The 26282-nt window shown below is 45.0% G+C and carries 28 protein-coding genes and 1 riboswitch; of the genes, 7 read left to right on the forward strand and 21 right to left on the reverse strand.

The window, feature by feature from the left end; genetic code table 11:
- Positions 1 to 29: 29 nt before the first annotated feature.
- Both fumC and AU387_RS03615 read right to left on the reverse strand, forming a co-directional pair.
- On the reverse strand, positions 30 to 1418 hold the full coding sequence (fumC, locus tag AU387_RS03610) for a class II fumarate hydratase (protein ID WP_044159069.1): 1389 nt from the start codon (positions 1416 to 1418) through the stop codon (positions 30 to 32).
- A 66-nt stretch (positions 1419 to 1484) separates the two neighbouring features.
- On the reverse strand, positions 1485 to 1670 hold the full coding sequence (locus AU387_RS03615) for a YvzF family protein (RefSeq protein WP_059334852.1): 186 nt from the start codon (positions 1668 to 1670) through the stop codon (positions 1485 to 1487).
- Between the two features lie 117 nt (positions 1671 to 1787).
- On the opposite strand from AU387_RS03615, the gene gerAA reads away from it, so the two are divergent.
- Genes gerAA through gerAC form a run of 3 tightly spaced genes read left to right on the forward strand, consistent with a single transcriptional unit; the run spans position 1788 to position 5417 of the window.
- On the forward strand, positions 1788 to 3236 hold the full coding sequence (gene gerAA, locus AU387_RS03620) for a spore germination receptor protein GerAA (protein WP_044159071.1): 1449 nt from the start codon (positions 1788 to 1790) through the stop codon (positions 3234 to 3236).
- Positions 3205 to 4302, forward strand: coding sequence for a spore germination receptor protein GerAB (gerAB, locus tag AU387_RS03625; protein WP_059334854.1), 1098 nt, complete (start codon positions 3205 to 3207; stop codon positions 4300 to 4302). Before gerAA ends, gerAB begins: the two co-directional genes overlap by 32 nt.
- Complete coding sequence (gene gerAC, locus AU387_RS03630; protein WP_059334856.1) at positions 4299 to 5417, forward strand: spore germination receptor protein GerAC; 1119 nt, start codon at positions 4299 to 4301, stop codon at positions 5415 to 5417. Before gerAB ends, gerAC begins: the two co-directional genes overlap by 4 nt.
- A gap of 7 nt (positions 5418 to 5424) precedes the next feature.
- Here the strand turns inward: gerAC and liaR are convergent, their stop codons facing one another.
- The 11 genes from liaR to AU387_RS03685 all read right to left on the reverse strand — a co-directional run bounded on the left by liaR (position 5425) and on the right by AU387_RS03685 (position 15465).
- Positions 5425 to 6060 (reverse strand): two-component system response regulator LiaR, encoded by a 636-nt coding sequence (gene liaR / locus AU387_RS03635; protein ID WP_024122798.1) that lies wholly within the window; start codon positions 6058 to 6060, stop codon positions 5425 to 5427.
- Complete coding sequence (gene liaS / locus AU387_RS03640) at positions 6038 to 7120, reverse strand: two-component system sensor histidine kinase LiaS (protein ID WP_059334858.1); 1083 nt, start codon at positions 7118 to 7120, stop codon at positions 6038 to 6040. The genes liaR and liaS overlap by 23 nt, the downstream gene beginning before the upstream one ends.
- On the reverse strand, positions 7117 to 7845 hold the full coding sequence (gene liaF, locus AU387_RS03645; RefSeq protein ID WP_044159076.1) for a LiaRS two-component regulatory system accessory protein LiaF: 729 nt from the start codon (positions 7843 to 7845) through the stop codon (positions 7117 to 7119). The genes liaS and liaF overlap by 4 nt, the downstream gene beginning before the upstream one ends.
- Positions 7846 to 7879: 34 nt before the next feature.
- A complete protein-coding gene (gene liaG / locus AU387_RS03650; RefSeq protein WP_059334860.1) occupies positions 7880 to 8752 on the reverse strand; it encodes a LiaG family protein in 873 nt (290 codons plus the stop codon).
- A gap of 99 nt (positions 8753 to 8851) precedes the next feature.
- Positions 8852 to 9532, reverse strand: coding sequence for a stress responsive protein LiaH (liaH, locus tag AU387_RS03655; RefSeq protein WP_024122802.1), 681 nt, complete (start codon positions 9530 to 9532; stop codon positions 8852 to 8854).
- 26 nt (positions 9533 to 9558) lie between these two features.
- Entirely contained in the window at positions 9559 to 9939 is a 381-nt protein-coding gene (gene liaI / locus AU387_RS03660) for a cell envelope stress-induced membrane anchor protein LiaI (protein ID WP_059292578.1), read from the reverse strand.
- A gap of 162 nt (positions 9940 to 10101) precedes the next feature.
- Positions 10102 to 11370, reverse strand: a complete 1269-nt coding sequence (locus AU387_RS03665) for an MFS transporter (protein ID WP_044159079.1) — start codon at positions 11368 to 11370, stop codon at positions 10102 to 10104.
- A 176-nt stretch (positions 11371 to 11546) separates the two neighbouring features.
- Positions 11547 to 12128 (reverse strand): cob(I)yrinic acid a,c-diamide adenosyltransferase, encoded by a 582-nt coding sequence (locus AU387_RS03670; protein ID WP_044159080.1) that lies wholly within the window; start codon positions 12126 to 12128, stop codon positions 11547 to 11549.
- Between the two features lie 22 nt (positions 12129 to 12150).
- A complete protein-coding gene (locus AU387_RS03675) occupies positions 12151 to 13491 on the reverse strand; it encodes an ABC transporter ATP-binding protein (protein ID WP_059334862.1) in 1341 nt (446 codons plus the stop codon).
- Entirely contained in the window at positions 13488 to 14549 is a 1062-nt protein-coding gene (locus AU387_RS03680) for a FecCD family ABC transporter permease (RefSeq protein ID WP_059334864.1), read from the reverse strand. Before AU387_RS03680 ends, AU387_RS03675 begins: the two co-directional genes overlap by 4 nt.
- Positions 14512 to 15465 carry an ABC transporter substrate-binding protein gene (locus AU387_RS03685; protein WP_059334865.1) on the reverse strand — a complete coding sequence of 318 codons (954 nt, stop codon included), beginning with the start codon at positions 15463 to 15465 and terminating at the stop codon, positions 14512 to 14514. Before AU387_RS03685 ends, AU387_RS03680 begins: the two co-directional genes overlap by 38 nt.
- A gap of 102 nt (positions 15466 to 15567) precedes the next feature.
- A riboswitch (cobalamin riboswitch) is annotated at positions 15568 to 15706 on the reverse strand.
- Between the two features lie 154 nt (positions 15707 to 15860).
- Here AU387_RS03685 and AU387_RS03690 point away from each other — a divergent pair.
- On the forward strand, positions 15861 to 16652 hold the full coding sequence (locus AU387_RS03690) for an SDR family NAD(P)-dependent oxidoreductase (RefSeq protein WP_024122809.1): 792 nt from the start codon (positions 15861 to 15863) through the stop codon (positions 16650 to 16652).
- A 34-nt stretch (positions 16653 to 16686) separates the two neighbouring features.
- Here AU387_RS03690 and AU387_RS03695 read toward each other — a convergent pair whose 3' ends face one another.
- The 5 genes from AU387_RS03695 to sigO all read right to left on the reverse strand — a co-directional run bounded on the left by AU387_RS03695 (position 16687) and on the right by sigO (position 21015).
- Positions 16687 to 17565, reverse strand: coding sequence for an SMP-30/gluconolactonase/LRE family protein (locus AU387_RS03695; RefSeq protein ID WP_059334867.1), 879 nt, complete (start codon positions 17563 to 17565; stop codon positions 16687 to 16689).
- Positions 17566 to 17634: 69 nt separating this feature from the next.
- Positions 17635 to 19377: a two-component system sensor histidine kinase YvrG gene (gene yvrG, locus AU387_RS03700; protein ID WP_059292571.1), complete on the reverse strand. Its 1743-nt coding sequence runs from the start codon at positions 19375 to 19377 to the stop codon at positions 17635 to 17637.
- Positions 19374 to 20093 carry a two-component system response regulator YvrH gene (gene yvrH / locus AU387_RS03705; protein ID WP_024122812.1) on the reverse strand — a complete coding sequence of 240 codons (720 nt, stop codon included), beginning with the start codon at positions 20091 to 20093 and terminating at the stop codon, positions 19374 to 19376. The genes yvrG and yvrH overlap by 4 nt, the downstream gene beginning before the upstream one ends.
- A 151-nt stretch (positions 20094 to 20244) precedes the next feature.
- Positions 20245 to 20481, reverse strand: a complete 237-nt coding sequence (rsoA, locus tag AU387_RS03710; RefSeq protein WP_024122813.1) for a sigma-O factor regulator RsoA — start codon at positions 20479 to 20481, stop codon at positions 20245 to 20247.
- Positions 20482 to 20484: 3 nt separating this feature from the next.
- Positions 20485 to 21015, reverse strand: a complete 531-nt coding sequence (sigO, locus tag AU387_RS03715) for an RNA polymerase sigma factor SigO (protein WP_082687851.1) — start codon at positions 21013 to 21015, stop codon at positions 20485 to 20487.
- A gap of 205 nt (positions 21016 to 21220) precedes the next feature.
- Here sigO and AU387_RS20340 point away from each other — a divergent pair, with 205 nt between their 5' ends.
- From AU387_RS20340 to AU387_RS03725, 3 genes are all read left to right on the forward strand, one after another.
- Positions 21221 to 21376: a YvrJ family protein gene (locus tag AU387_RS20340; RefSeq protein ID WP_024122815.1), complete on the forward strand. Its 156-nt coding sequence runs from the start codon at positions 21221 to 21223 to the stop codon at positions 21374 to 21376.
- Positions 21377 to 21495: 119 nt separating this feature from the next.
- Entirely contained in the window at positions 21496 to 22653 is a 1158-nt protein-coding gene (gene oxdC / locus AU387_RS03720) for an oxalate decarboxylase (protein ID WP_059334869.1), read from the forward strand.
- 64 nt (positions 22654 to 22717) lie between these two features.
- Entirely contained in the window at positions 22718 to 23119 is a 402-nt protein-coding gene (locus tag AU387_RS03725; protein WP_024122817.1) for a YrvL family regulatory protein, read from the forward strand.
- A gap of 33 nt (positions 23120 to 23152) precedes the next feature.
- Here the strand turns inward: AU387_RS03725 and AU387_RS03730 are convergent, their stop codons facing one another.
- From AU387_RS03730 to AU387_RS03740, 3 genes are read right to left on the reverse strand one after another with little or no spacing between them, the layout of a single operon-like run.
- Positions 23153 to 24382: an ABC transporter permease gene (locus tag AU387_RS03730; RefSeq protein WP_044159092.1), complete on the reverse strand. Its 1230-nt coding sequence runs from the start codon at positions 24380 to 24382 to the stop codon at positions 23153 to 23155.
- Complete coding sequence (locus AU387_RS03735; protein ID WP_059334871.1) at positions 24375 to 25061, reverse strand: ABC transporter ATP-binding protein; 687 nt, start codon at positions 25059 to 25061, stop codon at positions 24375 to 24377. Before AU387_RS03735 ends, AU387_RS03730 begins: the two co-directional genes overlap by 8 nt.
- Positions 25045 to 26238 carry an efflux RND transporter periplasmic adaptor subunit gene (locus AU387_RS03740; RefSeq protein WP_059334873.1) on the reverse strand — a complete coding sequence of 398 codons (1194 nt, stop codon included), beginning with the start codon at positions 26236 to 26238 and terminating at the stop codon, positions 25045 to 25047. The genes AU387_RS03735 and AU387_RS03740 overlap by 17 nt, the downstream gene beginning before the upstream one ends.
- Positions 26239 to 26282 lie beyond the last annotated feature (44 nt).

Here is a 26282-nt window from a genome sequence, read left to right on the forward strand (position 1 = left end):
CTGCTTGACAAGCAGCCGTTTTTTCTCTATTACGCCTTTGGTTTTACCATATCTTCCGGTTTCACCATTTCGTTAAATTGTTCCTCTGTCAGCAATTCAAGCTTCAAAGCCGCTTCTTTCAGCGTCAATCCCTCTTTATGGGCAAGCTTGGCAATTTTTGCGGCGTTTTCATATCCGATATGCGGATTCAGCGCCGTAACCAGCATTAAAGAATTCGACAGGTTTTCCTGAATCGTTTCTTTATTTGGCTCGATACCGACAGCACACTTATCATGGAAGGAGTTCATTCCGTCACTCAGCAGCTGCACGGATTGCAGGAAGTTGTAAATGATCACAGGTTTAAATACGTTTAGTTCAAAGTTCCCCTGACTTGCGGCAAAGCCGATTGTCGCATCGTTCCCCATAATTTGCGCTGCGATCATCGTCAGTGCTTCACTTTGTGTCGGGTTCACTTTTCCAGGCATAATGGAGCTGCCAGGCTCATTTTCAGGAATGACAATCTCCCCGATGCCGCAGCGAGGTCCGCTCGCAAGCCATCTGACATCGTTTGCGATTTTCATTAAATCAGCGGCAAGAGCTTTTAAAGCGCCGTGTGCATATGTGATTTCGTCATGGCTTGTCAGCGCGTGGAATTTATTCGACGAGCTGTTAAACGTTTGACCTGTCAGTTTCGTGATCTCCTCTGAAACAAGCTCTCCAAATTCAGGGTGAGCATTGATTCCTGTTCCGACAGCTGTACCTCCGATTGCAAGCGCACGCATTTTGTCTGTCGCTTCTAAAATCATTTCCTTCGAACGATCGAGCATGTGCACCCATCCGCTGATTTCCTGTCCAAGAGTCAGAGGTGTGGCATCCTGAAGGTGCGTACGTCCGATTTTCACAATATCATTGTATGCTTTCGCTTTTTCGTCTAACGTATTGCGAAGCTGATCAAGCGCAGGCACAAGCTGTTCATAGACAGATAAAACGGCAGCAACGTGCATCGCTGTCGGGAACGTATCGTTTGAGCTTTGGCTGCGGTTAACGTCATCGTTTGGATGAATCGTTTGATCAGAGTTCTTTTCTTTTAATAACGCAGTCGCACGATTGGCCACCACTTCGTTCATGTTCATGTTGCTTTGTGTGCCGCTTCCGGTCTGCCATACAACAAGCGGGAAGTTATCATCATATTTGCCTTTGAGCACATCATCACAAACTGCTGCAATGGCTTCCGCTTTTTCCGCATCTAGATTGCCCAGGCGTTTATTAGCGATCGCCGTGCTGCGTTTCAATATTGCAAACGCCTTCACAACACGCATCGGCATTTTTTCAGAACCAATCTTGAAGTTCTCCTTGCTTCGCTGTGTTTGGGCGCCCCAAAATTTATCAGCAGGAACTTTTACTTCTCCCATGGTGTCTTTTTCAATTCTGTAGTCCATTTTATGTATCCCTCCATAACGGTTGCTTCAATAGATCAAATTCGCCAGTGATATAAAAAATCCTTTTTATTTTTCGATCTTGGCAGATTTTAATTTTAATTCAAGATATACGCGGGAGTCCTTTGAATATTTGTACTTCGGATTCGTTCGTCCGTACTCCCTTGATGTATAAGAGACATCGTAATGCTTTTCAAATGATTTAATGAGCTGTTCTATTTCTTCTTGTTTTCCTGCAAGTCTTACCTCTGCCACTTCATATCCTCCGCTTTCATAAAAAAACTTCTGCCATAAAATACTGTAACACAGTATATCATTTTTTTAACAGGAAAAGATAACCTCTACTAAGGTTTTGGACAAGAGGTGACCTCGTTGGAACAAACAGAATTTAAGGAATATATACACGATAATTTAGCAATGGTGCTTCCAAAATTAAAAGAAAACGATGATCTGGTGAAAAATAAAAAAATGCTGGCGAACGGACTTGTTTTTTACTATCTCTACTTCAGTGAATTGAATGACCAGCAGAAGGTTTTAGAATCGATCAAAACCTTAATCAAGGATGAGGAGACGCTGACGCTTGAGCAGGTCAAAAAACGCCTCGACCAAATTGACGCAAGGCCGATAGAAACGGCAGAAAAAACGGTTAAGGAGATTCTCAGCGGCAATTGTGCGGTGTTTGTTAATGGACTCAACAAAGCCTATATCCTGTCCACAGGAAAGAAACAAACAAGAAGCCTGGCAGAGCCGACGACTGAAAAAGTGGTTCGCGGACCAAAGGTTGCGTTTGTGGAGGATATCGATACAAATCTTGCTCTGATCAGGCAAAGGACCTCTCATCCGAAACTCATTACCAAAAAAATCATGATTGGCGATAACAAACTGAAGCCGGCGGCGATGATGTACATTGAAGGCAAAGCAAAAAAGTCCGTTGTGAAAGAAGTAAAAGCGCGGCTTAACAATATCAAACTGGAGGATATCCAGGACAGCGGAACGCTTGAAGAACTTATTGAAGATAATAAATACTCGCCATTTCCGCAAATTCAAAATACGGAAAGGCCCGATAAAGTGTCGTCCGCCCTGTTCAACGGCCGGGTTGCGATTTTGGTGGACAGTTCCCCATTTGTGCTTTTGGTGCCGGTTTCTCTCGGTGTACTGATGCAATCTCCGGATGATTACTATGAACGCTGGATCTCGGCATCCCTCATCCGGTCGCTGCGTTTTGCTTCTATATTCATCACCTTGTTTTTGTCATCGATTTATATTGCACTCGTGTCATTCCACCAAGGGCTCTTGCCGACCGCGCTCGCCGTCACAATTTCAGCAAACAGAGAAAACGTGCCGTTTCCTCCGATATTTGAAGCCTTGCTAATGGAAGTGACGATCGAGCTGCTAAGAGAAGCCGGGCTGCGTCTTCCAAACCCATTGGGACAAACGATCGGTCTCGTCGGGGGTGTCGTCATCGGACAAGCGGCGGTAGAAGCGAATCTCGTCAGTTCGATTATGGTGATTGTCGTCAGTGTCATTGCCCTTGCATCCTTTACCGTTCCCCAATACGGAATGGGGCTGTCTTTCCGGGTGCTGCGTTTTATTTCGATGTTTTCCGCCGCAATACTCGGGCTGTACGGGATTATTTTATTTATGCTGGTCATTTATACGCACCTTACGAGACAAACGAGCTTTGGATCTCCGTATTTTTCGCCAAATGGATTTTTCAGCCTGAAAAATACAGAGGATTCCATTATCCGTCTCCCAATTAAAAACAAACCAAAAGAGGCGAATAATCCAAATGAGCCAAAAACAGACTCCACTCAAACTTAATACCTTTCAAGGTATTTCTGTTGTTGCAAATACAATGCTCGGTGCCGGTCTTTTAACATTGCCTCGAGCGCTGACCAGTAGGAGTAATACTCCTGACGGCTGGATCTCGCTGATATTAGAAGGTGTCATTTTTATTTTTTTCATTTATTTAAACACGCTCATTCAGAAAAAACATCAATATCCCTCACTGTTTGAGTATTTGCGGGAAGGCCTTGGGAAATGGATTGGCAGCATTATGGGGCTTTTGATCTCCTGCTATTTTATCGGAGTGGCCAGTTTTGAAACCAGGGCGATGGCTGAAATGGTGAAGTTTTTCCTGCTGGAGAGAACGCCGATTCAGGTCATTATTATAACGTTTATCTGCTGCGGCATCTATTTAATCGTTGGGGGGCTAAGTGATGTTTCGCGGCTGTTTCCTTTTTATTTAACGGTTACGATTATTATTTTGCTGATTGTGTTTGGGATCAGTTTTAAAATTTTTGACATCAATAACTTGCGCCCTGTTTTAGGTGAAGGCTTGGGCCCCATTGCGAACTCCCTAACTGTTGTTTCGATCTCTTTTTTAGGAATGGAAGTGATGCTGTTTCTTCCTGAACATATGAAAAAAAAGAAATACACATTCAGATACGCGGCTATTGGCTTTCTGATCCCGATTATTTTATATATCCTGACGTATATCATTGTTGTCGGGGCTTTGACAGCTCCTGAGGTAAAAACGCTGATCTGGCCGACCATTTCTCTCTTTCAGTCTTTTGAGCTGAAAGGCATATTCATTGAACGGTTTGAATCGTTTTTACTGGTCGTCTGGATTATTCAGTTTTTCACAACGTTTGTCATTTACGGGTATTTTGCCGCTAACGGGCTGAAGAAGACGTTTGGATTATCGACTAAAAAAAGCATGGTGCTCATCGGTGCGGCTGTCTATTATTTTTCTTTATGGCCGGATGACACCAATCAAGTCATGATGTACAGCGATTATCTGGGGTACATTTTCGTCTGCCTGTTTCTGCTTCCCTTCATTCTGTTTTTCATTGTAGCTCTCAAAAGGAGGATTACAGCAAAATGAAAATCCGGATTTTAAGTATGTTCATATGTATCCTATTGCTGACCGGATGCTGGGACAGCAGAAATATCGAAGAATTAAGCTTGGTGATCGGAGTAGGCTTAGACAAGCCGGATGATAAAAATTTAGAACTGACACAGCAGATTCTCGTGCCGAAAAAAATCAGCGCCAAGGAAGGCTCTTCATCTGATCCGACACAGCTAGCTATCACAAAGGGTGAAACGGTCCATCAAATGATGAGAACATCTGCATTAAAGCATAATCCTACGTTTTCACAGCATTTGCGTCTCATTCTGCTTTCCAAGAGCGTGATTGCGAATCATATTGGAATGGACGCGATCATTAACCAGTTTGTCAGAGACAACGGAACAAGGAGGAGTTCGTACGTCTTTGTCACCGATGGCAGAACTAAGGATATATTTAAAATGAATGATCAAGGCGAACCCGCATCCAATGTAATTTACGATCTGACAGAGAATAATGCGGTCACGATCAGAATGATGGAGCCTGTTACATTGGGGGAGATCTCAGAACATTTGACCTCTGACGATTCGTTCCTCATCCCTCATGTCGGTAAGGAAAACGGCAAACTCGCGATAAACGGGGCCACAATCATCAAAGACAAATTATGGTACCGGAATTTAACTCCGGTTGAGGTTCAAAATATCAACTTATTTACAGGCACTGTCGAAGGAGGCGTCATTGATATGAGGCATAATGGCAATCTTTTTTCTTACGAAGTGTACTCCAGCAATCGTAAAATCAAAACTGACTATAAGGACGGAAAGTTCAAATTCACCGTCACACGCAATATTGAAGGGCGTTTATCCGAGGACTGGAATCCGAATGAAGATTCCTTTAAGGACTCGTATATCAAAGAAATTGAAAAGACAGTCGAAAAACGATTAGAAGAAACAGTAACAGCATTTATTACAGACAAACTGCAGAAAGATATCAAAGCGGACGTGACGGGATTGGGAAACGAGGTCAGAATCCATTATCCTCAGAAGTGGAAAAAGATTTCAAAAAAATGGGATGATTATTTCAGCAATGCGGAAATAGACTACCGCGTCAATGTGGTTGTCAGAGACTTCGGGACGAAGGGCGCGTCCAAATAGCGGACGCCTATTTGACGAGGTGATTTCGGTGTGCGTAAACCGCCGCCTGTGTCCGGTCACTGACATCCAGCTTTGATAAAATATTGGTGATGTGGGTTTTGACTGTTTTGATCGTGATAAACAGCTCCTCGCCAATTTCTTTATTTGTTTTTCCTTCTGCAATCAAACAAAGAATCTCAAGCTCCCGTTTCGTGAGAGATTCATGCGGGAGCGCGTTTTCGCCTGAGTGGCGCAGCCGGGATAATACTTTCCCCGCCACTTTTGATTCAAGCTTTGGCTCTCCCTTGCTTGCGGCACGGATCGCATCAGCGATTTCGGCCGCTTTTGACGTTTTTAATAAGTAGCTGAGCGCTCCTGCTTCAATGACCGGGTAGACTTTGTCATCATCAATGAAGCTTGTGAGCACAATAATTTTCGGATCGGAAAGCTTCTGGCAAATTTGCTTTGTCGCTTCAATGCCGTCCATGCCTTCCATGACAAGATCCATTAAAATCACATCAGGCTTTAATTCAACAGCAAGCTGTACACCCTCGCTGCCATCAGATGCTTCGCCGATGACATCAATATCGGGCTGTGCTTCCAAAAAAGCGGCGAGCCCCATTCTGACCATTTCATGATCATCAATCAACAATACTCGAATCACGTTCGTTCTCTCCTTTTTCTTCCGGGAAAATCGGGACCTTTACTTCGATTTGTGTGCCTTTTCCTTCAACCGAGATCACTTCGGCGACTCCGCCGATTTCGCTTGCACGTTCTTTCATCGAATTCAAGCCGTAGGATGACGCTTTTACCTGGTCCATCTTGAATCCTTTTCCGTTATCAATAACCTTCAGCCGCAGCTGATTGTTCTTTGCGCCGAGGATTACGGATACTTTTGAGGCTTTTGAATGCCTGAATACATTCGAAAGAGCCTCCTGTACGATCCTGAATAAATGATCCTCTACTCCTTTGGAAATCGGTGTATCCTGAATGTCCCACTCGATATCAAGCGGCTGTTTTTTCCGGAACTCGTCCAAAAGCTCCGTGAGACCCTCCTTCAGCCCTTTCCCTTCGAGCGTCACTGGCCTTAAATGGAGCAGCAGCGCCCTCATTTCATTTTGGGCTTCTCCCGCCATGTGCTCTACCATCTTGATCCGTTTCACAGTTTTATCATCCGTAGCTTTTACGTGTTCTAATACAGCGGAGGTCATCATGGATATCGCAAAGAGCTGCTGGCTGACAGCATCGTGCAGGTCTCTTGCCAATCGCTGGCGTTCTTCTGTAATGACCGATTTCTTCATTTGCACCTGCCATTCAGCCCGTTCATTTGAAAGCTTTTGCAGGGAAGCGACTTGAAGTTCAACCCGCTTCGCCATTTCGTTCAGCTGATCAGCTGCAAGCCCGATTTCATCGTCCCCGAGCGGCGGTATTCGATAAGCGAAGTTGCCGTTTTCAAATGTTAAAATCGATTCGATCAATGTATCGACCCTTGTTTTCAGCCGGTTGCCGTACATGTAGCCTGACGCAAAACCGATCGTAAGGCTGATCAGCACCAAAATCAGGATAAATGGAATCCCGAACCAGCTTGACGACAGCAGCACAAACGGATCGAGCCGATAGTAAACCATCATAAAAGAAATCAAGCAGACAAAAAGGAGCAGACTGATTCCCGTTGTCATGCGAATGGCGCGCCACTGGAGACTGGCAAGCAGTTTTTTTCTCATACGTATTTCACATCCACATCACCGATAAATAGGGAGACGGATACTTTTACCCGGCGTTTGGACTCGCTGAAATCAGAAGACGCGGCGTATACCTTTGTGCCTAATCCGCTTTTCTTCGAGCCGATCAGATTAATGTCGCCGATAAAAACGGACGAGCTGACAGCCACTTCAAGGTCTGATGGAACATAAATATCAACGTTTCCGATCACTCCGCTGATGACAATCGTGCTCTCTCCCTCCGGGATCATCGCTTTTGACAAGTCGATTTTCACATCGCCGATAAAACCCGATACATTTAAATCATTCAGATCAAACGGCTGCTTCATCATCAGCAGCTCGCCGATAAAAAAGCTTCGCATGTCAGGGTGTTTCACATCTTTAGGAGGCTCGGACTGTTTTTCTTTTTTCGTTAAGTCGATAGGCTTCTCATTCGGTTCAAAAATTGGCTTTCCTTTCACAAGCCGGTAGCCTGCGTAGATTAAAAATGCGGCAAACGCGTAGCCAAATAAGTTAAAGGTGATGCTGAATAGATTTTTCAAAAATAAGAAAGCGGCAAAGATATACATGACGGACCCAAGCCAGTCACGGGAGTACTTTTTTAAAAAATAGCCGGCAATCAGAAAAAAGAGCGGCCAAAACAGCAGATCGCCTATTCCGATAATTTGCAAAAACATACTGATGCCAAATAAAGCAATCATAAGTCCAAGAAGCTGTTTTTTTGTCATTCTGGTTGTTCCGCCTCCTTTCTTCTGCCAGATGCTACTGTATCGTTACATCCCCGCTGTCTGTTTTAATATCGACTTGATGCTGGCCGCTTCCATGTGAGCCTGTGATTTGATGATGATCTTTATGTGCTGTATCAGCAAATGGATACGCCGAACTGACGCTTCCGCTCTCTGAAGCCGCATTGACTTTGAAACTGCCGTTTTCGGGAAGCTCCAGCTTCACATCACCGCTCGTTAATGTGACAGCTGAAGAGCCTGCTACCTTTTCTAAATCCGCGCGAAAGTTTCCTGATGTCATCCGTACATCAAGTGAGCCTGAAACACCGTCCAAGTTTGCGTCGCCTGAAGTTAAGCGGATGCCGGCTGTTTTAGCGTCTGTATTTGATATCGACACATCCCCGGAAGAGCCCTTCACCTTCAGCTCCTGAAGGCGGATACCCGTTACGTCCATATTTCCGCTTGCAGATGCTGCGTTCAGCTCGGAAAGCGCGAGATGTTTGTTTCCGGCTACAGACACGTCGCCGCTTGATGTTCTCACAACCAACCCGCCTTTGTACGTGTATGGAATGCGGACGACAAGGGAAGAGCGATGAAATCCATTCAAAAATTGAAATTCTTTTTCCTTTGCCGTCAGCTCCAGCTTTCTTCTCTTTTCAGCCACAAACAATTTCCCGGAGTCACCTGAGATGGTTGCTGATATGTCATTACGTTCTTCCGCTATGATCTTCACATTCTTGTGATCCGATTCAATGATTACGCTTTCGATCTCATGCGGTGAAGCACTGGCTGAATCAGCTTCAGTGCCGTTTATGAATGAAAGACCTTCAGCAAGCACGTCTTTGATTACAACTGCGGAAAAAATAAGAATACCGGCAATGATCAGCAGTTTGCCCAGCATTTTTTTCATTTGTTTTCATCCTTCTCATTCATTCTATTATAAAGGAAAAGCCTGTGAATTGATACGTGCGGAAGGGAAGGACTTGACGAAAACCCTTCCCTGTCCCGCTTATTCATTTGCTGCATGTGATGTTTGATCTGATTTTTTCAATGAGAGTTCCCGCATCTTTTCGATTTCAGCTTCTACTTCACCTGCAAATTCACTTCGGCTCGATTCTGTGCCGGCTTCCGCTGATTTCGAATAATCAGCACGGATTTCCATTTCCTCAATTCGGTTTTCAATCCGCAGAAATTCACGATACGCGCTTTCACTGTCAATTTTGTCGAATGTCGCGTTCATATGCTCTTTTGCTTTTGCGGCGTTTGCCCGGGCAATCAGCGCCTGTTTTTTATCCTTTACGTCCTGAAGTCTTGTTTCAAGTGTGGCCAGCTGTTCTTTCAGCTCAGCCAGCTGGCTGCTTGCCTGTTCGTAGGAAGCTTTGTGCTCTGCTGCCTTCCCCTCTAAATACTTCATTTCTGTCAGCGCTTTTTTCGCAAGCTCTTCTTCACCGGCATCAAAAGCGAGCTGAGCTTGATTCTTACGCTTTCCAGCCACTTCATTTGCTTCTTCATATTTTTTCTTAAATTGAAAGGCAATCGTATGCTGTTTGACGATCGTTTGTTTTGCTTTTGCAATATCGCTTTCCATATCACGAACGTATTGATTCAGCATCACCTTAGGGTTCTCCAGTTTATCCAAGCCTTCATGAACTGACGCAACAAACATATCTCTCATTCTTTTTAATACCATACCGTTATTCCTCCTCATATCATGTGTTATTTTTTCTTTAAGAAATTTTCCCATTCGTCATCAAAATGAGACTGGTAGCCGGCAGAAGCTGGTTCAGGGTCAAAGCCTGACACATCGCTTTCCGCGGATCCGTTTTTCATCAGTTTCCAGCCGTAATACACCATAGCGGCTGCGAGTGCAATTCCGACGAGAAACGGCAGTGAGCAAATGAGCATCATCGCCCCGATTCCGCCCAAGATGATACCTGTGATGGTTTTGCCCGCTGCGAATCTTTTGATTCCCGCGTATGTCAGCAAGCCCCCGATCGCAAGCGGAATGATAAAGCCGAAGCTGCCTCCCCCAAAAAAGACGGAGATTCCAAATACAATTAATAAGAATCCGCCTATCGTTTTCTTGTTGATCTTCATGCAGATCCTCCTTTCGTTTTCCTTGTCTTCATCTTATACAAAACAGAAGATGAGCAAAACGAATCAGAGATTGATTTTTGGATAAGACCAGAGTCGTAGACAGCACCGGACCTAGCGGCACAAAAAAAAGCCATGCACGAGGCATGGCTTCTTCAAAAACCTTTACAGATGAACACTTGCTTCCCTTTCTTTTACCAAATCGGATTGTTCTGCTTTGGCCAGCTTTGTAAACAGAAGGATTCCGATACCCGCGATAATTTCCACAACTCCCCCGGCAGCGATCACTTTCCCTGAACCAAAAGCATTTGCGGCATATCCGCAAATGACAGCGCCGGCCGGAATCGAAATATTTGAGATCATATGTATGACGGCATAAACTTGCGGCTGGTCCTCGCTATCGACAGATGTCTGTATAATCGTATACTCAGGAACATTGATCGCACTGACTGCAGCGCCAAATGTAAAGGCGGCGAAAAAGACGAGCGGCAAAAAGGTATTCATTCCGGTAATAAAGAAAGCGAACCCTTCAATAATGCCTGCCGTTACGAAAAGCAGTCCATACTTGTTTACTTTTACTTTTGTCAGTACAAATCCCAATAAAAACGCGCCTATTGCGGTGGTGGCTTTTAATAGCGAATATACAATCGGCTGTCCGTTTAAATCCTCCGCAACATACACAGCGGAGAGCGCTTCCCAAGGGGCTGCCGCGAAATTCATAAAAATACAATAGATAGCGAGCGGATATAAGATTTGGTGTTTTCTGACAAGGACAAAACCGCGTTTCAGTCTGCCAAAATATGTACCTCTCTGTGCCACGGCCGCTGATTCCGATTTTGTTTCAACAGCAGTGTATTTGATAAAGAGAACAAGAAAACCAGAAATAAGATAAAGTACGAGAGCCATAAGCATTGTATATGAAGGACTCATAAACGTAAGGAGAGCGCCGCATAGTGTCACAGCTCCAAGCCGGACAATTTGGGCGGACGACTGCAGTACAGCATTTGCTTTTTGAATGCCCTTTTCATCTACAATTTGAGGGATTAAAGCAATGGAAGCAGGATTGTAGGCAGCGCCAGTAGCTGAATGCACAATCATAAGAGTCATAACAAACCACAGCGGAGAGAATCCGCCGAAATGGCAGATCGGAATGATTAAAACAACCGCGGCTCTTGTCAGGTCTGAAAAGTACATCCAGAATTTCAATGTATTCTGCTTCATGAAAGGACCCGTCACAGGTGCTAAAACGGCTTCCGGCAAAAAGGTGACAGCAATCAATAAAGCAGTTCCGATCGCACCTTCACCGTCAAAAATTAAAAACCATAATATCGAATTAAATGCGAACATATCGCCGGAAATCTTGACTATTCTTGAGAAAAAAAGAAAGTTGAAATTTCTCTTCCAGACGCTATCACTTTCAATGAATCTCACCATCTATCAGAGCCCCCCCACTGCCTATTTTTTACATCAATTTGTTACAATATCTCATTTTTCCATTTTTCAGTCAATAATTCATAAGGTTCATTTTTTGTCGTAAAAAGGGAAATTGACAGAATGAAAAAAATAAAAAGCCGGCATGTATTGAAAATGCCAGCTTTCATTAATGTTTTTTATGATCCGCTGCTGTTTCGATCGCGAAACACAATAGCGCTTCTTTCATACTCCACATCGTCAATACCGCTTCTCACGTTGACAACCCGTGCTGCGGCAAAGAAATAGTCGGACAATCGATTGAGATAACGGAGCACCATTTCATGGATCTCTTCCGTTTTCATCAGCGCCACCACTTGGCGCTCCGCCCGCCTTGTAATGGTGCGCGCCACATGGAGAAGCGAAGCGGCCTTTGATCCGCCCGGAAGAATAAATCTCTTTAGTTTAGGTGCCTCTTCTGTATAGGCGTCGATGCGCATTTCTAAAAAAGAAACGGAGTCTTCCTTCAATTTATAGTCTCTTTTTTCTGTAATGATTGCCAGATCGCCCCCGCAGTCAAAGAGCTCGTGCTGAATGTTGAGCAGCTCGGCCGTTAGATCCTCAAAGCCGCGCTTCCCGGAAAGCTCTGCCAAAGCCAGTCCGACAAAACTGTTCAGCTCATCAATCGTGCCGTAGCTTTCTACTCGGAGGCTGTCCTTGTCTGTTCTGCCTCCGATTAAACTCGTTTGCCCGTTATCGCCTGTTTTTGTATATAGTTTCATCTTAACTGTCTCCTTTACAGACTTATTCAAGCAGGTCCACAGCCTCTCGCACACATTCAGCTGTCCCAAATCGAATCAATTGATTCAGCCGTTTTTCTATGATTTCTGAAAAAGTCTCTTCAGTTTGTGTCGCTGCAACGAGGATTTCTCCATGTTCATCCTGTTCACCGCCCAGCACTTTCATCCGCTCAGCTTCCGCCCCCATGACAGTCCTGACGAAGAATTGGTCTGTCGCAAAGCCGTTGATCAAAATCCATATCGAAAAGCCGGACATGACACAAATACATACCGACAGCTCTTCGTCATCAAACGTACGGCACACAAGCCGGTCAAGTCTGCCGGAGGAGGCCATCGCACAGGTTTCCTGCGGATAAAAGCCGTTTTCAGATAAATAGGCTGAAAGCTCCTCTTTTTGATCTGACTGGGCAGGCAGCCGTTTATGAAGAAACGTCTGGTTCCAAGAAAAGCCTGAACCGACAGGAGCAGAAGACAGCGTGCGGAGCGGGATTCCCGTTTGCAAGAGGATCTCGTCGCTCCGCACTTGCAGCAACGTTTCAAACGGAATCGCCTGCTGATTTAGGACGCTGTTTTCAGGCTGAATTGCAATAAGCGGTTTAGGCAATTGATGATGGATAAAAGTGCTGACTTTCGTGTTATACAACGCCTTAATGTGCTCTTCTGTGATGGCGGTTTCCGGTTTTTGCTTAGGCCCGGCTGTTCCGTTTTTTATAAAGACGATTTCATCACAGTACAGGCTAGCGGTATTCAGATCGTGAAAAACACTGACAGCAGTCAGCTCATTTTCTCTCGTCAGGCGCTTGATAAGATCGAGCAGTTCTTTTTGATAAGCCAAATCCAGAAAATTAGTCGGTTCGTCTAAAAATAAAATGCGCGGCTGCTGCGCCAGTGCTTGAGCCAAATAAACCCGCTGCTGTTCGCCCCCGCTTAGATCACGAATCGATTTCTCAGCGAAAGCGAGTACCCCTGTTTGTTCCATCGCATTCCGAATCATGGCTTCATCCTCTTCAGTCTGCTGGCTGAACAGCCCTTTTTGAAATGGATATCTGCCGAAGGATACGGTTTCTTTGACAGTGAAGCTAAAGGCTTGTTCTGTTTTTTGCGGCAGAACTGCCATCATTTGAGCCAGTTTCTTCGGTTTATATTCAGTGAGTGGTTTGCCAGCCAGACAAACGGAGCCTTCTATTGCCGGAAGTGTTCCTGTCAGCAAGTGAAGCAGTGTTGTTTTTCCGCTCCCGTTCGGTCCGAGAATGCCAAGAAATTCTCCCTTCTTCACTGTTAAACTGATATTTTTAATCAGCCGGCTGTCTCCGTAACCTCCCGACAGCCCCTCTGCCTTGATCATAAGCTTCTCCCCCCGCGATGCTGCCGAATTAAAATCAGAGCGAAAACAGGAGCTCCCGCTAAGGCTGTAATAATGCCGATCGGCAGTTCAACCGGTTCAATCATTGTTCTCGAAAGCAGATCGGCCAAAACGAGAAATCCCCCGCCAAGCAAGGCAGACAGCGGCAATAAATGCCGGTGATCCGTTCCCCACAGCAATCTTGTGATATGCGGAATCACAAGCCCGACAAAGCCAATGGTGCCGGATACAGCCACAGCACTGCCCGTCAGCAGTGACCCAGCAATTAAAATCAGCATTTTTCTGTGCTGGACGCTGACCCCGAGAAGCCTTGCTTTCTCCTCTCCATAGGTCATCACGTTGAGTTCTCTTCCGTTTATGATCAGGAGCATGGTTCCTAAAAGAAAAAACGGGAGAAACAGGGCAACGTAGCTCCAGCCTCTCATCGAGACGCTGCCAAGCAGCCAATGCACAATCGGCAGCAAATTATCGCCTGTCAGAGCAATGATGAGAGAAATAAATGCGCCCAAAAATGAATTGATGATGACACCGGTCAGAATAAGCGTAGAGACAGACATCGAAGCGTGAACGAGGCGGCTGAACGAAAGAACAGCCACAATCGTGACAAGCGCTGCGGCTACACTCACAACCGGCAGTGTAAAGCCTCCGATGACAGGGAACTGCAGTCCAAAAAATAAGGTCGAAACCGCTCCGACGGAAGCACCGGACGAAACACCGAGCGTATACGGATCAGCAAGCGGATTTTTTAAAAGTCCCTGAAAAGCGGCCCCTGCGATAGAAAGAGCCGCCCCCACAAGGGCGGCCAGCACGACTCTCGGCAGTCTGATATTCATCATAATATTTGTATACATTGGATCATAGATGCCGGCAGAGCCGCCAAAACCTTCATGCCAAAAGATATGAAAGATGGCGGATATCGGAATTGGCAGACTTCCGCAGGAAATGCCCAATATGATACTGGCAGCTAAAAATAAGAAACTGATGCTATAAGCAGCAAAACGATTATTCTTTAAATGTATCCGGGTAGATGCTTTCCGCAAGTTCTTCGACCCCTTCGATCAGACGCGGACCTGAACGTGTGACGAGATCAGGATCAACATCATAAACGCGATGATGTTTCACAGCATTGATTCCGCTCCAGCCATCGCGTTTTTCCACCGCATCCGCTTTTACACCGTCCGTTGTGACAATGGCGTCTGGATTCAGCTTTACGATGGCCTCGTCTGTCATTTGCACCCAGCCTTTTTGATCCGCTGCAGCGTTTTTAGCATGGATGACATTCAGCATTTCATTCATAAACGTGTCTTTTCCGGTTGTGTAAATGTCAGGATCAGGCGAAACCTCAATAAAGACGCTTTTTTCCTCGTCTTTTGAAATGGATTTCGCTTTTTCTTTAATCTCATGCAGGTCTGATTTCATGCTGTTGACCAGTTGGCCCGCTTTTTTCTCAGCTCCGGCAGCTTCACCGATCATTTCGATTGATTTGTATACCTCTGCGAATGATTGTGCATCATTGACAGTCAGCACAGCAATGCCAGCGTCCTTCAGCTGCTTGATGGCATCTGCTGATGCTGACATGGAAGATTCATGAGCGAGAACGAGATCAGGTTTAAGAGAAATGACTTTCTCGACGTTTACATTCATATCCCCAACCTTCTCAACCTGTTTGACTTCCTTTGGATATGTATCGTTTGTGGTGACGCCGACCACTTTGTCACCAAGTCCGAGAGCATATGTAATTTCCGTGTTGCTCGGCATTAACGAAACAATTTTTTTCGGCTCCTTTTTGATGGTAACATCCTGGTTTGACCCATCTTCAATTGTGACAGGGAACGCTTCAGACGCAGCTGTCTTTTGCTTCGCATTGGAATCCTTCTCACCTGCCGCATTGCCGCAGCCTGAAATCATAATGGCGGTCAGCAGAAGCGCCGTCCATATTCCGGCTAATTTTTTCATACCCTTTCCTCCTAAATGAACTAAAAAAGCATCTCTACGATGGTAAAGACGCTGTAAACAACAAAAAAGCCTATTGTTTACACATCATCTATCCTCGCAGACTTCGTGTTTATCAAACAGGCAGGTATCCTGGCTCTTGGCGCAAAGGCCAATTACAGTGGCGGGACCGCACCGGCTTTTACCGGTTTCCCTATTAAGCCGGCTATTTTCACGTACCGGCACCTGTTTGACATTCGTATCCTTTTTCGGAGTTATTATACTATATGGCTGACAGGCTTGTATATGCAGTATGAATGACTTTTCCTCAGCTGCATGTATGGAAGCAAAATTCTCGTAAACACTAAATTTCATCTTGTATACTAAGTAGCATGATCAATAAAAAAGGAATGATTCTTATGGACTTACAGCTAAAAGACAAGCTTGTCTTAATCACAGGCTCAACTTCCGGCATCGGGAAAGCCGCAGCGAAAAGCTTTTTGCAAGAAGGTGCAGCCGTTATAGTCAATGGCAGAAAACAAGAGACAGTCGATCGCACGGTTGAAGAGCTTTCTTCATATGGAACGGTGCATGGAGCAGCCGCTGACTTATCAAAACCGGATGAAGCAGCAGCTTTTCTTGAAAAAGTGAAGCAGATCGGTGATATAGATGTTCTTGTCAACAATCTCGGGTTCTTTGAAGTGAAGGATTTCGCCGAGGTAACGGATGAAGAATGGAATCAATATTTTGAAGTAAACGTGATGAGCGCTGTTCGGACAAGCCGTCACTTCCTTCCAAAGATGCTTGCCAAAAACAGCGGCCGCATTTTGAATATCGCAAGTGAAGCAGGCGTCAAACCGCTTCCGACTATGATTCCTTATTCAATGACCAAAACAGCGCTGATCAGCCTGTCCAGAGGAATGGCTGAAATGACGAAGGGCACAAAGGTTACGGTTAATTCAGTGCTCCCGGGACCTACTTGGACAGAAGGCGTTGCTTCCTATATGGAGGGCGCCGCAAAGGCAGCCGGCCAGGATACAGATACATTTGTGAAAGACTATTTCAAAGTGAATGAGCCGACTTCACTCATTCAAAGATACGCAACAGCCGAAGAAGTCGCGAGCACAATTGTATTCCTTGCATCTGATGCCGCATCTGCCATTAACGGCACGGCACAGCGTGTGGAAGGCGGAATTATCCGTTCACTTTAAATGCAAAAACGCATCCGTTTTCGGATGCGTTTTTTTATAACTCCCCAGCGAATGGAACCGGCTGGTATCCGCCCGTTTCAAGTTGGGCTGAAAACAATCCGCCCGCATGAGGCTGTTCATATCTTTCTGTTTCGGTCATTTGTTCAGTAGCTGTTGTGATGTAAAGGGTTTTCATGTCCTGGCCGCCGAACGCACAGCACGTGACATATTTGGCCGGAACACTTATAGAATCAATTTCTTTTTTCTGAAAAGGATCAATGTGAACCACACGGCTCCCGCCAAACAGCGCCACCCACAGCATGCCGTTTTGATCAATTGTCATGCCATCCGGCAATCCATCCGATTTTTCAAAACGATAGACGGTTTCTGGGTTTGAGACGTTTCCGCTTTCGGGATCGTATTGATAGCACACAATCTCCTGCGTCGGCGTGTCAATGTAGTACATCAGGCTGCGTTCGCGATCCCAATCCAAACCGTTCGAGGTTGAGACTTGATCTTTCATTTTGACAAGGCTGCCATCTGTGTCCAAACGGTAAAGTGAGGCTTGTTTTTGTTCGCCTTCCATGCTCGTCGTTCCTGCCCAAAGCCTTCCGTACGGATCACATTTGGCGTCGTTAAACCGAAGGCTCTCATGCATATCCTTCGGCTGTTTGATTTTTTCAAGACTGTCATCATGAAGATGATACAGGTAAAAACCGTCTTTCATCGTCATGATCAGCTCATCCTTTGAATATTTCGCAAGCGCCGTCACAAAGGATGTAAATTTGACCGAACGATTGATTTTTTCTTTAGGATCGAAAATATGGAGCTCGCTTCCTAAAATATCAACCCAGTATAAACGGCCGTTTTCTTCATCCCATAACGGACCTTCACCGATTACTGCCCTAGTGTCTGCTTCTAATACTGCATCCATGTGTAACACCTCTTTAGCTTCAGTCTATATATTGTTATTCCCGGCAAAGAGGTGTCCAAACCACACGCCTTATTCTTTTTTGAAAAGGATGGTAATGACGGAGCCGATATTGATCCTGCTGTTGACGTGAATCGTTCCGTTATGCAGGTGCACCAGCTCTTTGGCAATCGCCAGTCCAAGCCCCGTCCCGGCAGACGGATCTTTCGTATTGGTACCTCTGTAATAACGGTTAAATAAATGGGTGATCGTTTCCTCATCCATTCCTTTCCCATTGTCTTTGACCTTCAATGAAATATGATTTTTTGTCTGTTCAAGAATTACCTGAATCGCTGTTCCTTTACCGTTGTGCTTCACAGCATTTCCAAGCAGATTTTCCAGAATGCGTCTGAACCAGGCTTCATCCAGCGCAAATTCAATATGCTCTTCTCTTGATACAAACGAAATATCATACCCTTCAGAAAACGGGTTTTTCTTGAAGTCCTCAATGACATTTTTAAAAAACGGAATGAGGCTCGTGAGCTTTCTCTCCATCGGCAGAGCGTCATTTTTCAGACGATACGTTAAATTTAAGTCCTCGATCAGCTTTGACATGTATTCCGATTTCTCTCTGACAACCTGTCCCATTTCCTTCACTTCATCAGGAGACCAGTCGTATTGCTTCGATTCAAGCATCATGCTGTAGCCGTAAATGCTGCTGAGGGGCGTTTTTAAATCATGAGACAAACCGGCGATCCATTCTTCCCGTGTCGCCTGGATTTTTTCTCTGTTTGTCTTATCCCGTCTCAGCGTTTCAGTCAGCTGATCCATAGATTCAAATATCTCACCGAAGAAGCGGTACGGCTGTTTGATTTTTCCCTTTTTGTTTTTACTGACAGGGCGCCCTTTACGGTTTTTCGGTTCTTCAAGCTTCCCTTTTGATAGATTGACCAGCCATTTGATTGTATGAAAAATCGGTAAGCCGAATCTGAACATATACCAGGCAGTCATCCAGAATATATAAAGAATCAGAACGCCCATAATCAGAAACATCGCTTTCAAGACAACCCGCAGAAATGATTTATTAAACTCCTGGTCAGTAATATAGACAGGGTTTGGCACCGAAGCGACCATCCACCTGTTTTGATCGAGGAATTTAACAGAAATCTCCCGTTTATAGTTCCATGGTTTAGAGCTGTATTTGAGAAGCTCCAGCTGGTTCATCGTTTTTCTTTCACTTTTCTTGCTGTTAATGCTGTCGAGTATGTTCCCGTTTCTGTCTAACAGATACACGGCTCCTTTTTCACGCTTAATATAGTCAATTGTACTGGACTTATATTGTGACAAAGAGTCGATGGAGGATTCACGGCTTTCAATGGAAGTCAGCAGCTGTTCGCTCTTTGATTTCCAGCCGAACAAGAGGAGGTACGACTTGTCTTCAATATTGATTGCCCAATAATTCAGCTTATAGTTATCAAGCTTCTTGCTTTTATAAATAGACAAAAGCTCCTTCTTGGTGTAGGTGCCGGGCACGTCTTTCGGCACGCTGTAGGAATAATCCGTTTTTCCATTAGAATCAATGATTTGCATCCAGCCGTGCTGTTTATCAACAGATTTCTTCAGAAAATCGTCCACTTCCCATGACCCGTCTTCGTTTACATCCAGATACGCCTCAAGCGTGTCAGTCGTTGCTTTTGTCAGCCCTGAATTGGATTCCGCATCGCTGAATCGCGCGTCTAAATAGAAAAAGGAAGCCACAAGCATGATCGAAAGAAGAAGAATAACAATCAGCATCTGCCCGAAAAAGTGAAACAGAAACTTCCATCTTAACCTCATGGGCGCTTTCCGTTTCCTTCTGGACTCGGGATAAAACGGTATCCGAGACCGCGAACGGTTACGATATATTCCGGATTGCTCGGGTCACGCTCAATTTTTTCCCGGAGCTTACGGATATGAACCATGACGGTATTGTTATCTCCGTACGAAGGATAGCCCCATACTTTTTCATAAATTTGATCTTTAGAAAGCACCACATTGGGATGTTCGCAAAAATACTGAAGCAGCTGCAAAAGCTGAGCCGAACAGGCTACAGTTTCCCCGCCCACAATCAGCTCGGCATTTTGCGGAGAAAATGTAAAGTAATCATATGTATAGGTTTTGTTTGATTCAGCTGCATTCGACTGGTACGTACGCTTTAAATGCGCTCTGATCCGCGCGGCTAATTCCAGCGGATTAAATGGTTTTGTAATATAATCATCAGCTCCGACCGCAAAACCCGATAATTTGTCAGCGTCCGATGATCTCGCCGTCAGGAAAAAAATCGGGGCGTCTGAATACTCCCTGATTAATGTGCAGGCCTCAAAACCGGTCATTCCGCCCATCATGACATCCAATACGATTAAATCAACCTTATTTGTCTTGACGACCGGAATGGCTTCCTCTGCACTTGCCGCATCCAGTATATGTCGATAACCTTCTTTTTCGAGAACGCGTTTGATCATATCCACAATCGCTTTCTCATCGTCTACGATTAAAATTGACGCATTTTCCACTTTTATGTTCCTTTCTGTCACTGTTTTTTTCATCTTATCATTATATCGTTTCTTTTTGGTACATTTTTGAATAGGAGGGCTCTTGACGGGGGTGAACAGCAGGAAACGGGAACCTGCAAAATGTTCCCGTTTTTCTTAGAATGAGGTATCATTATGAGTTCTCGTCTACCATATACAGAATAAACTCCCAAAATCCCGGAACATCCTGACACAGAAGCATATCAGCCTTTTCAAACATTTTGATTTTCAGCTCCTGCTCCAAATCTTCTCTTTCTTGATAGGACGTATTGCTGAGTTTTTTTCTGATCATCGGTGAAAAGCATGCAATCAGATGCTCAATGTCGTACATTTCATCTTTATTCCTATTATGTTCAAACTGGCCGCTCACAGCTTACTTTCCCCCCTTTTTTTGCGCCTCTAGCTGCTTTCTGATATTTTCTAATCCCTTTTTATGAATATTAGAGATATTTTGCCGGGACTCACCTAATGAATCAGCGATTTCCTGCATCGTGGCACCGTGAAGATAGACTTTTGTCAGCACGCTTTTTTGTTTGTCAGTCAGCTTCTGGATCGCTTGATAAAGCTGATAATCCTGGACATGCTGGCTCAAATCATCCTGCAGGTCTAAAAATTCCTCAAACGCGTCACTTCCCGTTTCGGAAGGAAGTCGTTCTCCTGCTTCCGGATGATCGACCGTCAGCGGATACCGTTTTTGATTTTTGCGAACCCGCTTATCAAAATCGATGGAAAAAATCCGAATCATTGAATTCATATACTTGACGATGCGAATCTCCTTATAAAATTGCTTGAATTGCTCGTCCAACGATTTTGCATCCTTTTCATTCGGGTTTTCCATTACATTTTTGAACAAACGGTAATGCTGAGGGTTGCTCAAAAAATGCTTCACGATGGGATGCTTCATAATCTCCTTACATTTCGATCGCAACAGACCTTGATAGTCCATCAAACCGCCTCCCTACTAAATTAAATGAAGGAAAGCAAAAAAAAGTAAACTACTACTTTCAGCCTAGCGCTTGCTGAAGCAAACCTTCCAGTCATGGTTTACGATTTCTTGGATTCCCTTCACTTACTTACATGACTGCACAAAAAGGAGGGAGGTGTTTTTCATGGATCAGGTTTTTATAGAGGAAGTCGTCAAGCAGATCAGCAATCTCGGGTTCCCGGCACTGATCGCGATGTACCTGCTGACCCGTTTCGAGAAAAAATTCGATCAGCTCATTGAACTGATGACAGAGCTGAAAGATCAGAAAGCGAAACATTAATTTTGTATCGAAGTTGACTTTTCATCGGTTTTTTTCACTTAACAAGACAGAAGGGAAAACGAAAGGCCTTTCACATTCTCTTTCTGCGCCACAATTATTTTTAAGGAGGAGACAGGAAAATGAAAAAACAAAACGACATTCCCCAGCCAATCAGAGGAGATAAGGGAGCGACAGTGAAAATCCCGCGTAATATTGAAAGGGACCGGCAGAATCCCGATATGCTCGTACCGCCGGAAACCGATCATGGCACCGTTGAAAATATGAAGTTTTCTTTCTCAGATACTCATAACCGTTTGGAAAAAGGCGGGTACGCCCGTGAAGTTACCGTACGTGAGCTGCCGATTTCAGAAAACCTGGCTTCTGTTAATATGCGGCTGAAGCCAGGCGCCATTCGCGAGCTTCATTGGCATAAGGAAGCAGAGTGGGCTTATATGATCTACGGGACAGCACGCGTCACGATTGTGGATGAAAAGGGCCGCAGCTTTATTGATGATGTAGGCGAAGGAGATTTATGGTACTTCCCGTCAGGCCTGCCGCACTCGATTCAAGCGCTTGAAGAAGGGGCAGAGTTCCTGCTCGTATTTGACGACGGGTCATTCTCTGAAAACAGCACGTTCCAGCTGACAGACTGGCTTGCCCACACCCCTAAAGAAGTGATTGCCGCTAATTTTGGCGTAACAGAAAAAGAAATCGCCAATTTGCCAGGCAAAGAAAAATATATATTTGAAAAACCTGTGCCCGGCTGTTTAAAAGATGACATTGTGGAAGGGCCGTACGGCGAAGTGCCTTATCCGTTTACGTACCGCCTTCTTGAACAGGAGCCGATTGTATCAGAAGGAGGAAAGGTGTACATTGCGGATTCGACAAACTTTACAGTGTCTAAAACCATTGCATCCGCGCTTGTAATCGTGGAACCAGGCGCCATGAGAGAGCTTCACTGGCATCCGAATACGCATGAATGGCAATATTACATCTCCGGTAAAGCGAGAATGACTGTTTTTGCTGCTGACGGCCATGCGAGAACCTTTAACTATCAAGCCGGTGATGTCGGTTATGTTCCATTTGCGATGGGCCACTACGTAGAAAACCTCGGCGATGAACCGCTCGTCTTTTTAGAAATCTTTAAAGATGACCATTATGCCGATGTGTCTTTAAACCAATGGCTCGCAATGCTTCCTGAAACCTTCGTCCAAGAACACCTTGACTTAGGCAAAGAATTTACGGATGTCCTTTCAAAAGAAAAGCATCCGGTTGTGAAAAAGAAAAGCAGCAAATAAAAAACTGGCAGCTTGCAGAGAGCGCTCGTTCTCTCTCTGCAAGCGCTGATAAGGAGATGAACCAGTGATACATCAAAAATATTTATTACGGCAGGCCGTACAGTATGTGCTGGCAGCGGCGGCTGTGTTATTTTGCTATTTTACAATCATTCTCTGTGTCTTTTCTTTGGCGGGAACGAGCTACCGATCAGCTGCTCATGTCCTGCTTTTTGCTGTGTTATTTCTTGTGCTCGGACTATGCTTTGAACCTTTTGAACGGCTGATGATACATAGTTTTACGTTTTTTAAGACTGGAAAACGAGCTTTTATCCTTATGGCCGGCACCGTCCAGCTGCTGTTTTTATGGATGACCGCTTATACGGCAGATCAAATGATTCATAACATTTGGCTGTCAACCACAGAAGAAATGATCCTCGCAGCCGTTTTTCTTATTTTAGATAAATGCAATTCAGCACTGCCCAGCTAAAAAAAGAACGCCATCCGATTGGATGCGTTCTTTTTATTCATATCGAAGCGCGTCAACAGGCTGAAGCTTCGATGCCTTAATGGACGGCAGCAAGCCGAAAATAATGCCGACTGCCATTGAGAAAATGAGTGCTCCGATAACTGCCGGAACGGAGATGATAAAAGGCATCGGAAAGATAACCGTGATAAGTTTAGCGATGCCAAAGCCCGCCAGCACACCGAGAATTCCGCCAATACTTGTCAGCACGACGGCCTCTGTTAAAAATTGAAATAAAATCACGCGCCGCTTGGCACCGAGCGCCTTCTTAATTCCGATTTCCCGCGTGCGCTCCGTCACTGAAACAAGCATAATGTTCATGACACCGATGCCTCCGACCAAAAGCGATATGCTTGCAATTCCGCCAAGCAGCAGAGCAAATGACTGGTTAAAGGACTCCACTTCCTGAGCGACCTCCTGAAGGTCCATCACGCTGTACTCCGCTTTTTCCAAATCAGCATCTGACAGTCCTTGATTTAGAAGGTCCGCGGCCATTACACCGGCTTCTTGGATATGCTCAGAAGAGTCTGCCTGCACCGCAATCTGTGTCGGCGCGTCAAATCCTTCAATAAGCGGCCACACTTTTTTCGGCACATATAAAACCGGATTCGCATAGTCGCCATCAAACATGCTTTCTTCCTGTTTCTTTTCATGAAAAACACCGGCAACCCGGAACGGCACACCGTTCATCTCAATGTTTTTGTGCAGAGCGTCACCGTCAGGAAACAGCTCATCTCTTGCGGCCTCATTGATCATAACCACTTGGTGTGTGCTGTTTAATTCTTTTTCCGCCAGCTTTCTCCCCTCAGTGATGCTGATCGGGAACATATTGAAATAATCAGCATCCACTCCGTACACTTGAGGATAAGAAACGTTCGTTAAGTGAAAAACGGTGGCGCCTTCGGACAAGTAATATAAAGATAATCCTTTTACAACCGGGTCTGATTTTATCGTCTTAATGGTTTCTTCAGATACAGGGGGTGCGGACGTATAAGAAACCTCCTGGTAACCGCCTTCCTCCTCCCCGCCTGTTGGCTGGTACACAACATTAATCGCGTTATTTCCCATGCCGATCATGCTTTGCTTTAATTGCTCGCTTTGGCCTTTCAGCATAGAGACGATCGCAATGATCGCAGCTATACCGATAATGACACCAAGCATCGTAAGAATCGACCTCAGCTTATGTGAAAAAATAGATTGAAAGGAGATCCGAATATGTTCAAGCATGGCTAATCCCTCTCTCGTCTAACACTAATTCTCCGTCTCTGATAAACACGGTTCTTTCGGCTTTTCTGGCGACGTCCGGATCATGGGTAATCATAATAATCGTTGTGCCTTCCTGATGCAATTGTGAAAACAGCGACAAAATTTGTTCACTTGATTTTGTATCAAGCGCCCCGGTCGGTTCATCTGCCAGAATAAACCGAGGCTGATTGACAAGGGCTCTGGCAATCGCCACCCGCTGCTTTTGTCCGCCGGACAGCTTTGGCGGCTTGTAAGAAATCCTATCTTTCAAACCAACCTTTTCAAGAGCTTCATAAGCTCTTTGCCTTCTTTCTTTTTTCTTTACCTTATTGTAAATCATCGGCAGCTCGACATTTTGCAGTGCGGTAAGGCGCGGCAGCAAATGAAAGGTTTGAAACACAAACCCGATCGATTCGTTGCGAATGTCAGCCAAAGCACCGTCTTTCCCTTTTAATACATCCATCTGGTCCAGCATATAGGTTCCGGAGGTCGGCCTGTCCAAACAGCCTATAATATTCATTAACGTAGACTTCCCTGAACCGGACGGCCCCATAATGGCCAGAAATTCACCAGCTTTAACGGTGAGATTAATATGCTTTAAGATCGGCACCTCTTCTTTGCCCAGCTTGTACGATTTAGAGATATTATTCAGTGTCAGCATTGACTGTAACCTGCTTTCCTTCCTTGACGGTGGGATCAGGATAGATCACATAATCTTCCGGTGTCAGGCCGCTTTTGATTTCGACCATGTCACTTTCGTCTGTCTCCCCGATTTCAACAGGCTGTTTAACCGCCTTCTGCTCCTCATCCGTCTTCCAAACGTATGGTTCGCCATCGTCCTGGATAATCATGTCGGACGGCAGCTTAATCGTATTCGCATCTGCTTCGTCACTCATGACTTCAATATTGACATGATAGCCGACTTCAAGGCCCTTATGGCTGTCCAATAAAACAGTGAAAGGATAGTTAGAGGATTGGGGATTCATTTCCTCTTCAGCATAACTTTCTGACTCTTCCCCCTCGCCTGTTCCAGCAGGAAGCTTGCCGATTGAAGTGATCTTGCCTTTCCACTCGCCTTCACCGCCTGTTTTCAGCGTAACTCTGACTTTGCTGCCTTTTTTAATCGTGTCCATTAACAGCTCGTTGATTTGGCTTTTCACAAGGTATTTGCCCGTTGAAACGATTTGGATATACGGGCCTGCTGCCTGATCACCCGTTGCGCCGTCCGCAATATCCTGATTGACGCTTTGAACGATACCGTCATGCTTGCTTGTAATCACATTAGAACCTTTGTTTTTCGTTAGTGCAGCCAGTTCTTTTTGGTGCTGCTTCAATTCAAGCTGGCTTGTCTTTAAATCAAAATTGGCCTGGTCAAGCTCGTGTTGAAGCTGTGCTTTCTCGTCTTTTCCGGCTGTCTTCAGCTTCTTTTCAGTTTCTGCTATTGATTTTTGCAAGCGGCTGATTTGAAGGTTTGTCATTTCGGTTTGTAAATTGCTTTGCTCAATTTCGTCAGAATGATCCTCGCCCTCGTACTCGAAAAGCTTATCGCCTTTTTTAACCTTATCGCCTTCTTTGACGTACGTTTTTTTAATGCTTCCTTTCTCTGAATCTATGTATACTTTTTGCTGTTTCTCTGGTTCAACTTTTCCCGAAAACGATTGGGCAGATTCAGATTCACCGCCCATATACACCGCGACCGATTCAGCATAAGGCTCCGATGATACGGCAACTTGGTTCATATGAGTAAAAAAGTAAAAACCGCCGGCGCCGATCCCCGCCAGTAGGAGCACGCCGGCACATATCGAACCGGCAATAAGCCATTTTTTCTTCTTGGACACAATGATCTCCTCTTTCTGTAATCTTCGTAATATTTTCGAAACAT

This window comes from Bacillus halotolerans (assembly GCF_001517105.1).
GTDB classification, from domain to species: domain Bacteria; phylum Bacillota; class Bacilli; order Bacillales; family Bacillaceae; genus Bacillus; species Bacillus halotolerans.

What these genes read in the sequence shown, in the direction of transcription:
- liaF (WP_044159076.1), bottom strand. Translation starts at nt 7,845, where the DNA reads ATGACAAAAAAACAGCTTCTTGGACTTATGATTGCTTTATTTGGCATC.
- oxdC (WP_059334869.1), top strand. Translation starts at nt 21,496, where the DNA reads ATGAAAAAACAAAACGACATTCCCCAGCCAATCAGAGGAGATAAGGGA.
- liaI (WP_059292578.1), bottom strand. Translation starts at nt 9,939, where the DNA reads ATGAAGATCAACAAGAAAACGATAGGCGGATTCTTATTAATTGTATTT.
- AU387_RS03675 (WP_059334862.1), bottom strand. Translation starts at nt 13,491, where the DNA reads ATGATCAAGGCAGAGGGGCTGTCGGGAGGTTACGGAGACAGCCGGCTG.
- AU387_RS03690 (WP_024122809.1), top strand. Translation starts at nt 15,861, where the DNA reads ATGGACTTACAGCTAAAAGACAAGCTTGTCTTAATCACAGGCTCAACT.
- liaH (WP_024122802.1), bottom strand. Translation starts at nt 9,532, where the DNA reads ATGGTATTAAAAAGAATGAGAGATATGTTTGTTGCGTCAGTTCATGAA.
- fumC (WP_044159069.1), bottom strand. Translation starts at nt 1,418, where the DNA reads ATGGACTACAGAATTGAAAAAGACACCATGGGAGAAGTAAAAGTTCCT.
- sigO (WP_082687851.1), bottom strand. Translation starts at nt 21,015, where the DNA reads ATGAAGCATCCCATCGTGAAGCATTTTTTGAGCAACCCTCAGCATTAC.
- AU387_RS03665 (WP_044159079.1), bottom strand. Translation starts at nt 11,370, where the DNA reads ATGGTGAGATTCATTGAAAGTGATAGCGTCTGGAAGAGAAATTTCAAC.
- AU387_RS03730 (WP_044159092.1), bottom strand. Translation starts at nt 24,382, where the DNA reads ATGCTTGAACATATTCGGATCTCCTTTCAATCTATTTTTTCACATAAG.
- AU387_RS03695 (WP_059334867.1), bottom strand. Translation starts at nt 17,565, where the DNA reads ATGGATGCAGTATTAGAAGCAGACACTAGGGCAGTAATCGGTGAAGGT.
- gerAC (WP_059334856.1), top strand. Translation starts at nt 4,299, where the DNA reads ATGAAAATCCGGATTTTAAGTATGTTCATATGTATCCTATTGCTGACC.
- liaS (WP_059334858.1), bottom strand. Translation starts at nt 7,120, where the DNA reads ATGAGAAAAAAACTGCTTGCCAGTCTCCAGTGGCGCGCCATTCGCATG.
- AU387_RS03735 (WP_059334871.1), bottom strand. Translation starts at nt 25,061, where the DNA reads ATGCTGACACTGAATAATATCTCTAAATCGTACAAGCTGGGCAAAGAA.
- AU387_RS03685 (WP_059334865.1), bottom strand. Translation starts at nt 15,465, where the DNA reads ATGAAAAAATTAGCCGGAATATGGACGGCGCTTCTGCTGACCGCCATT.
- AU387_RS03670 (WP_044159080.1), bottom strand. Translation starts at nt 12,128, where the DNA reads ATGAAACTATATACAAAAACAGGCGATAACGGGCAAACGAGTTTAATC.
- liaG (WP_059334860.1), bottom strand. Translation starts at nt 8,752, where the DNA reads ATGAAAAAAATGCTGGGCAAACTGCTGATCATTGCCGGTATTCTTATT.
- AU387_RS20340 (WP_024122815.1), top strand. Translation starts at nt 21,221, where the DNA reads ATGGATCAGGTTTTTATAGAGGAAGTCGTCAAGCAGATCAGCAATCTC.
- yvrG (WP_059292571.1), bottom strand. Translation starts at nt 19,377, where the DNA reads ATGAGGTTAAGATGGAAGTTTCTGTTTCACTTTTTCGGGCAGATGCTG.
- gerAB (WP_059334854.1), top strand. Translation starts at nt 3,205, where the DNA reads ATGAGCCAAAAACAGACTCCACTCAAACTTAATACCTTTCAAGGTATT.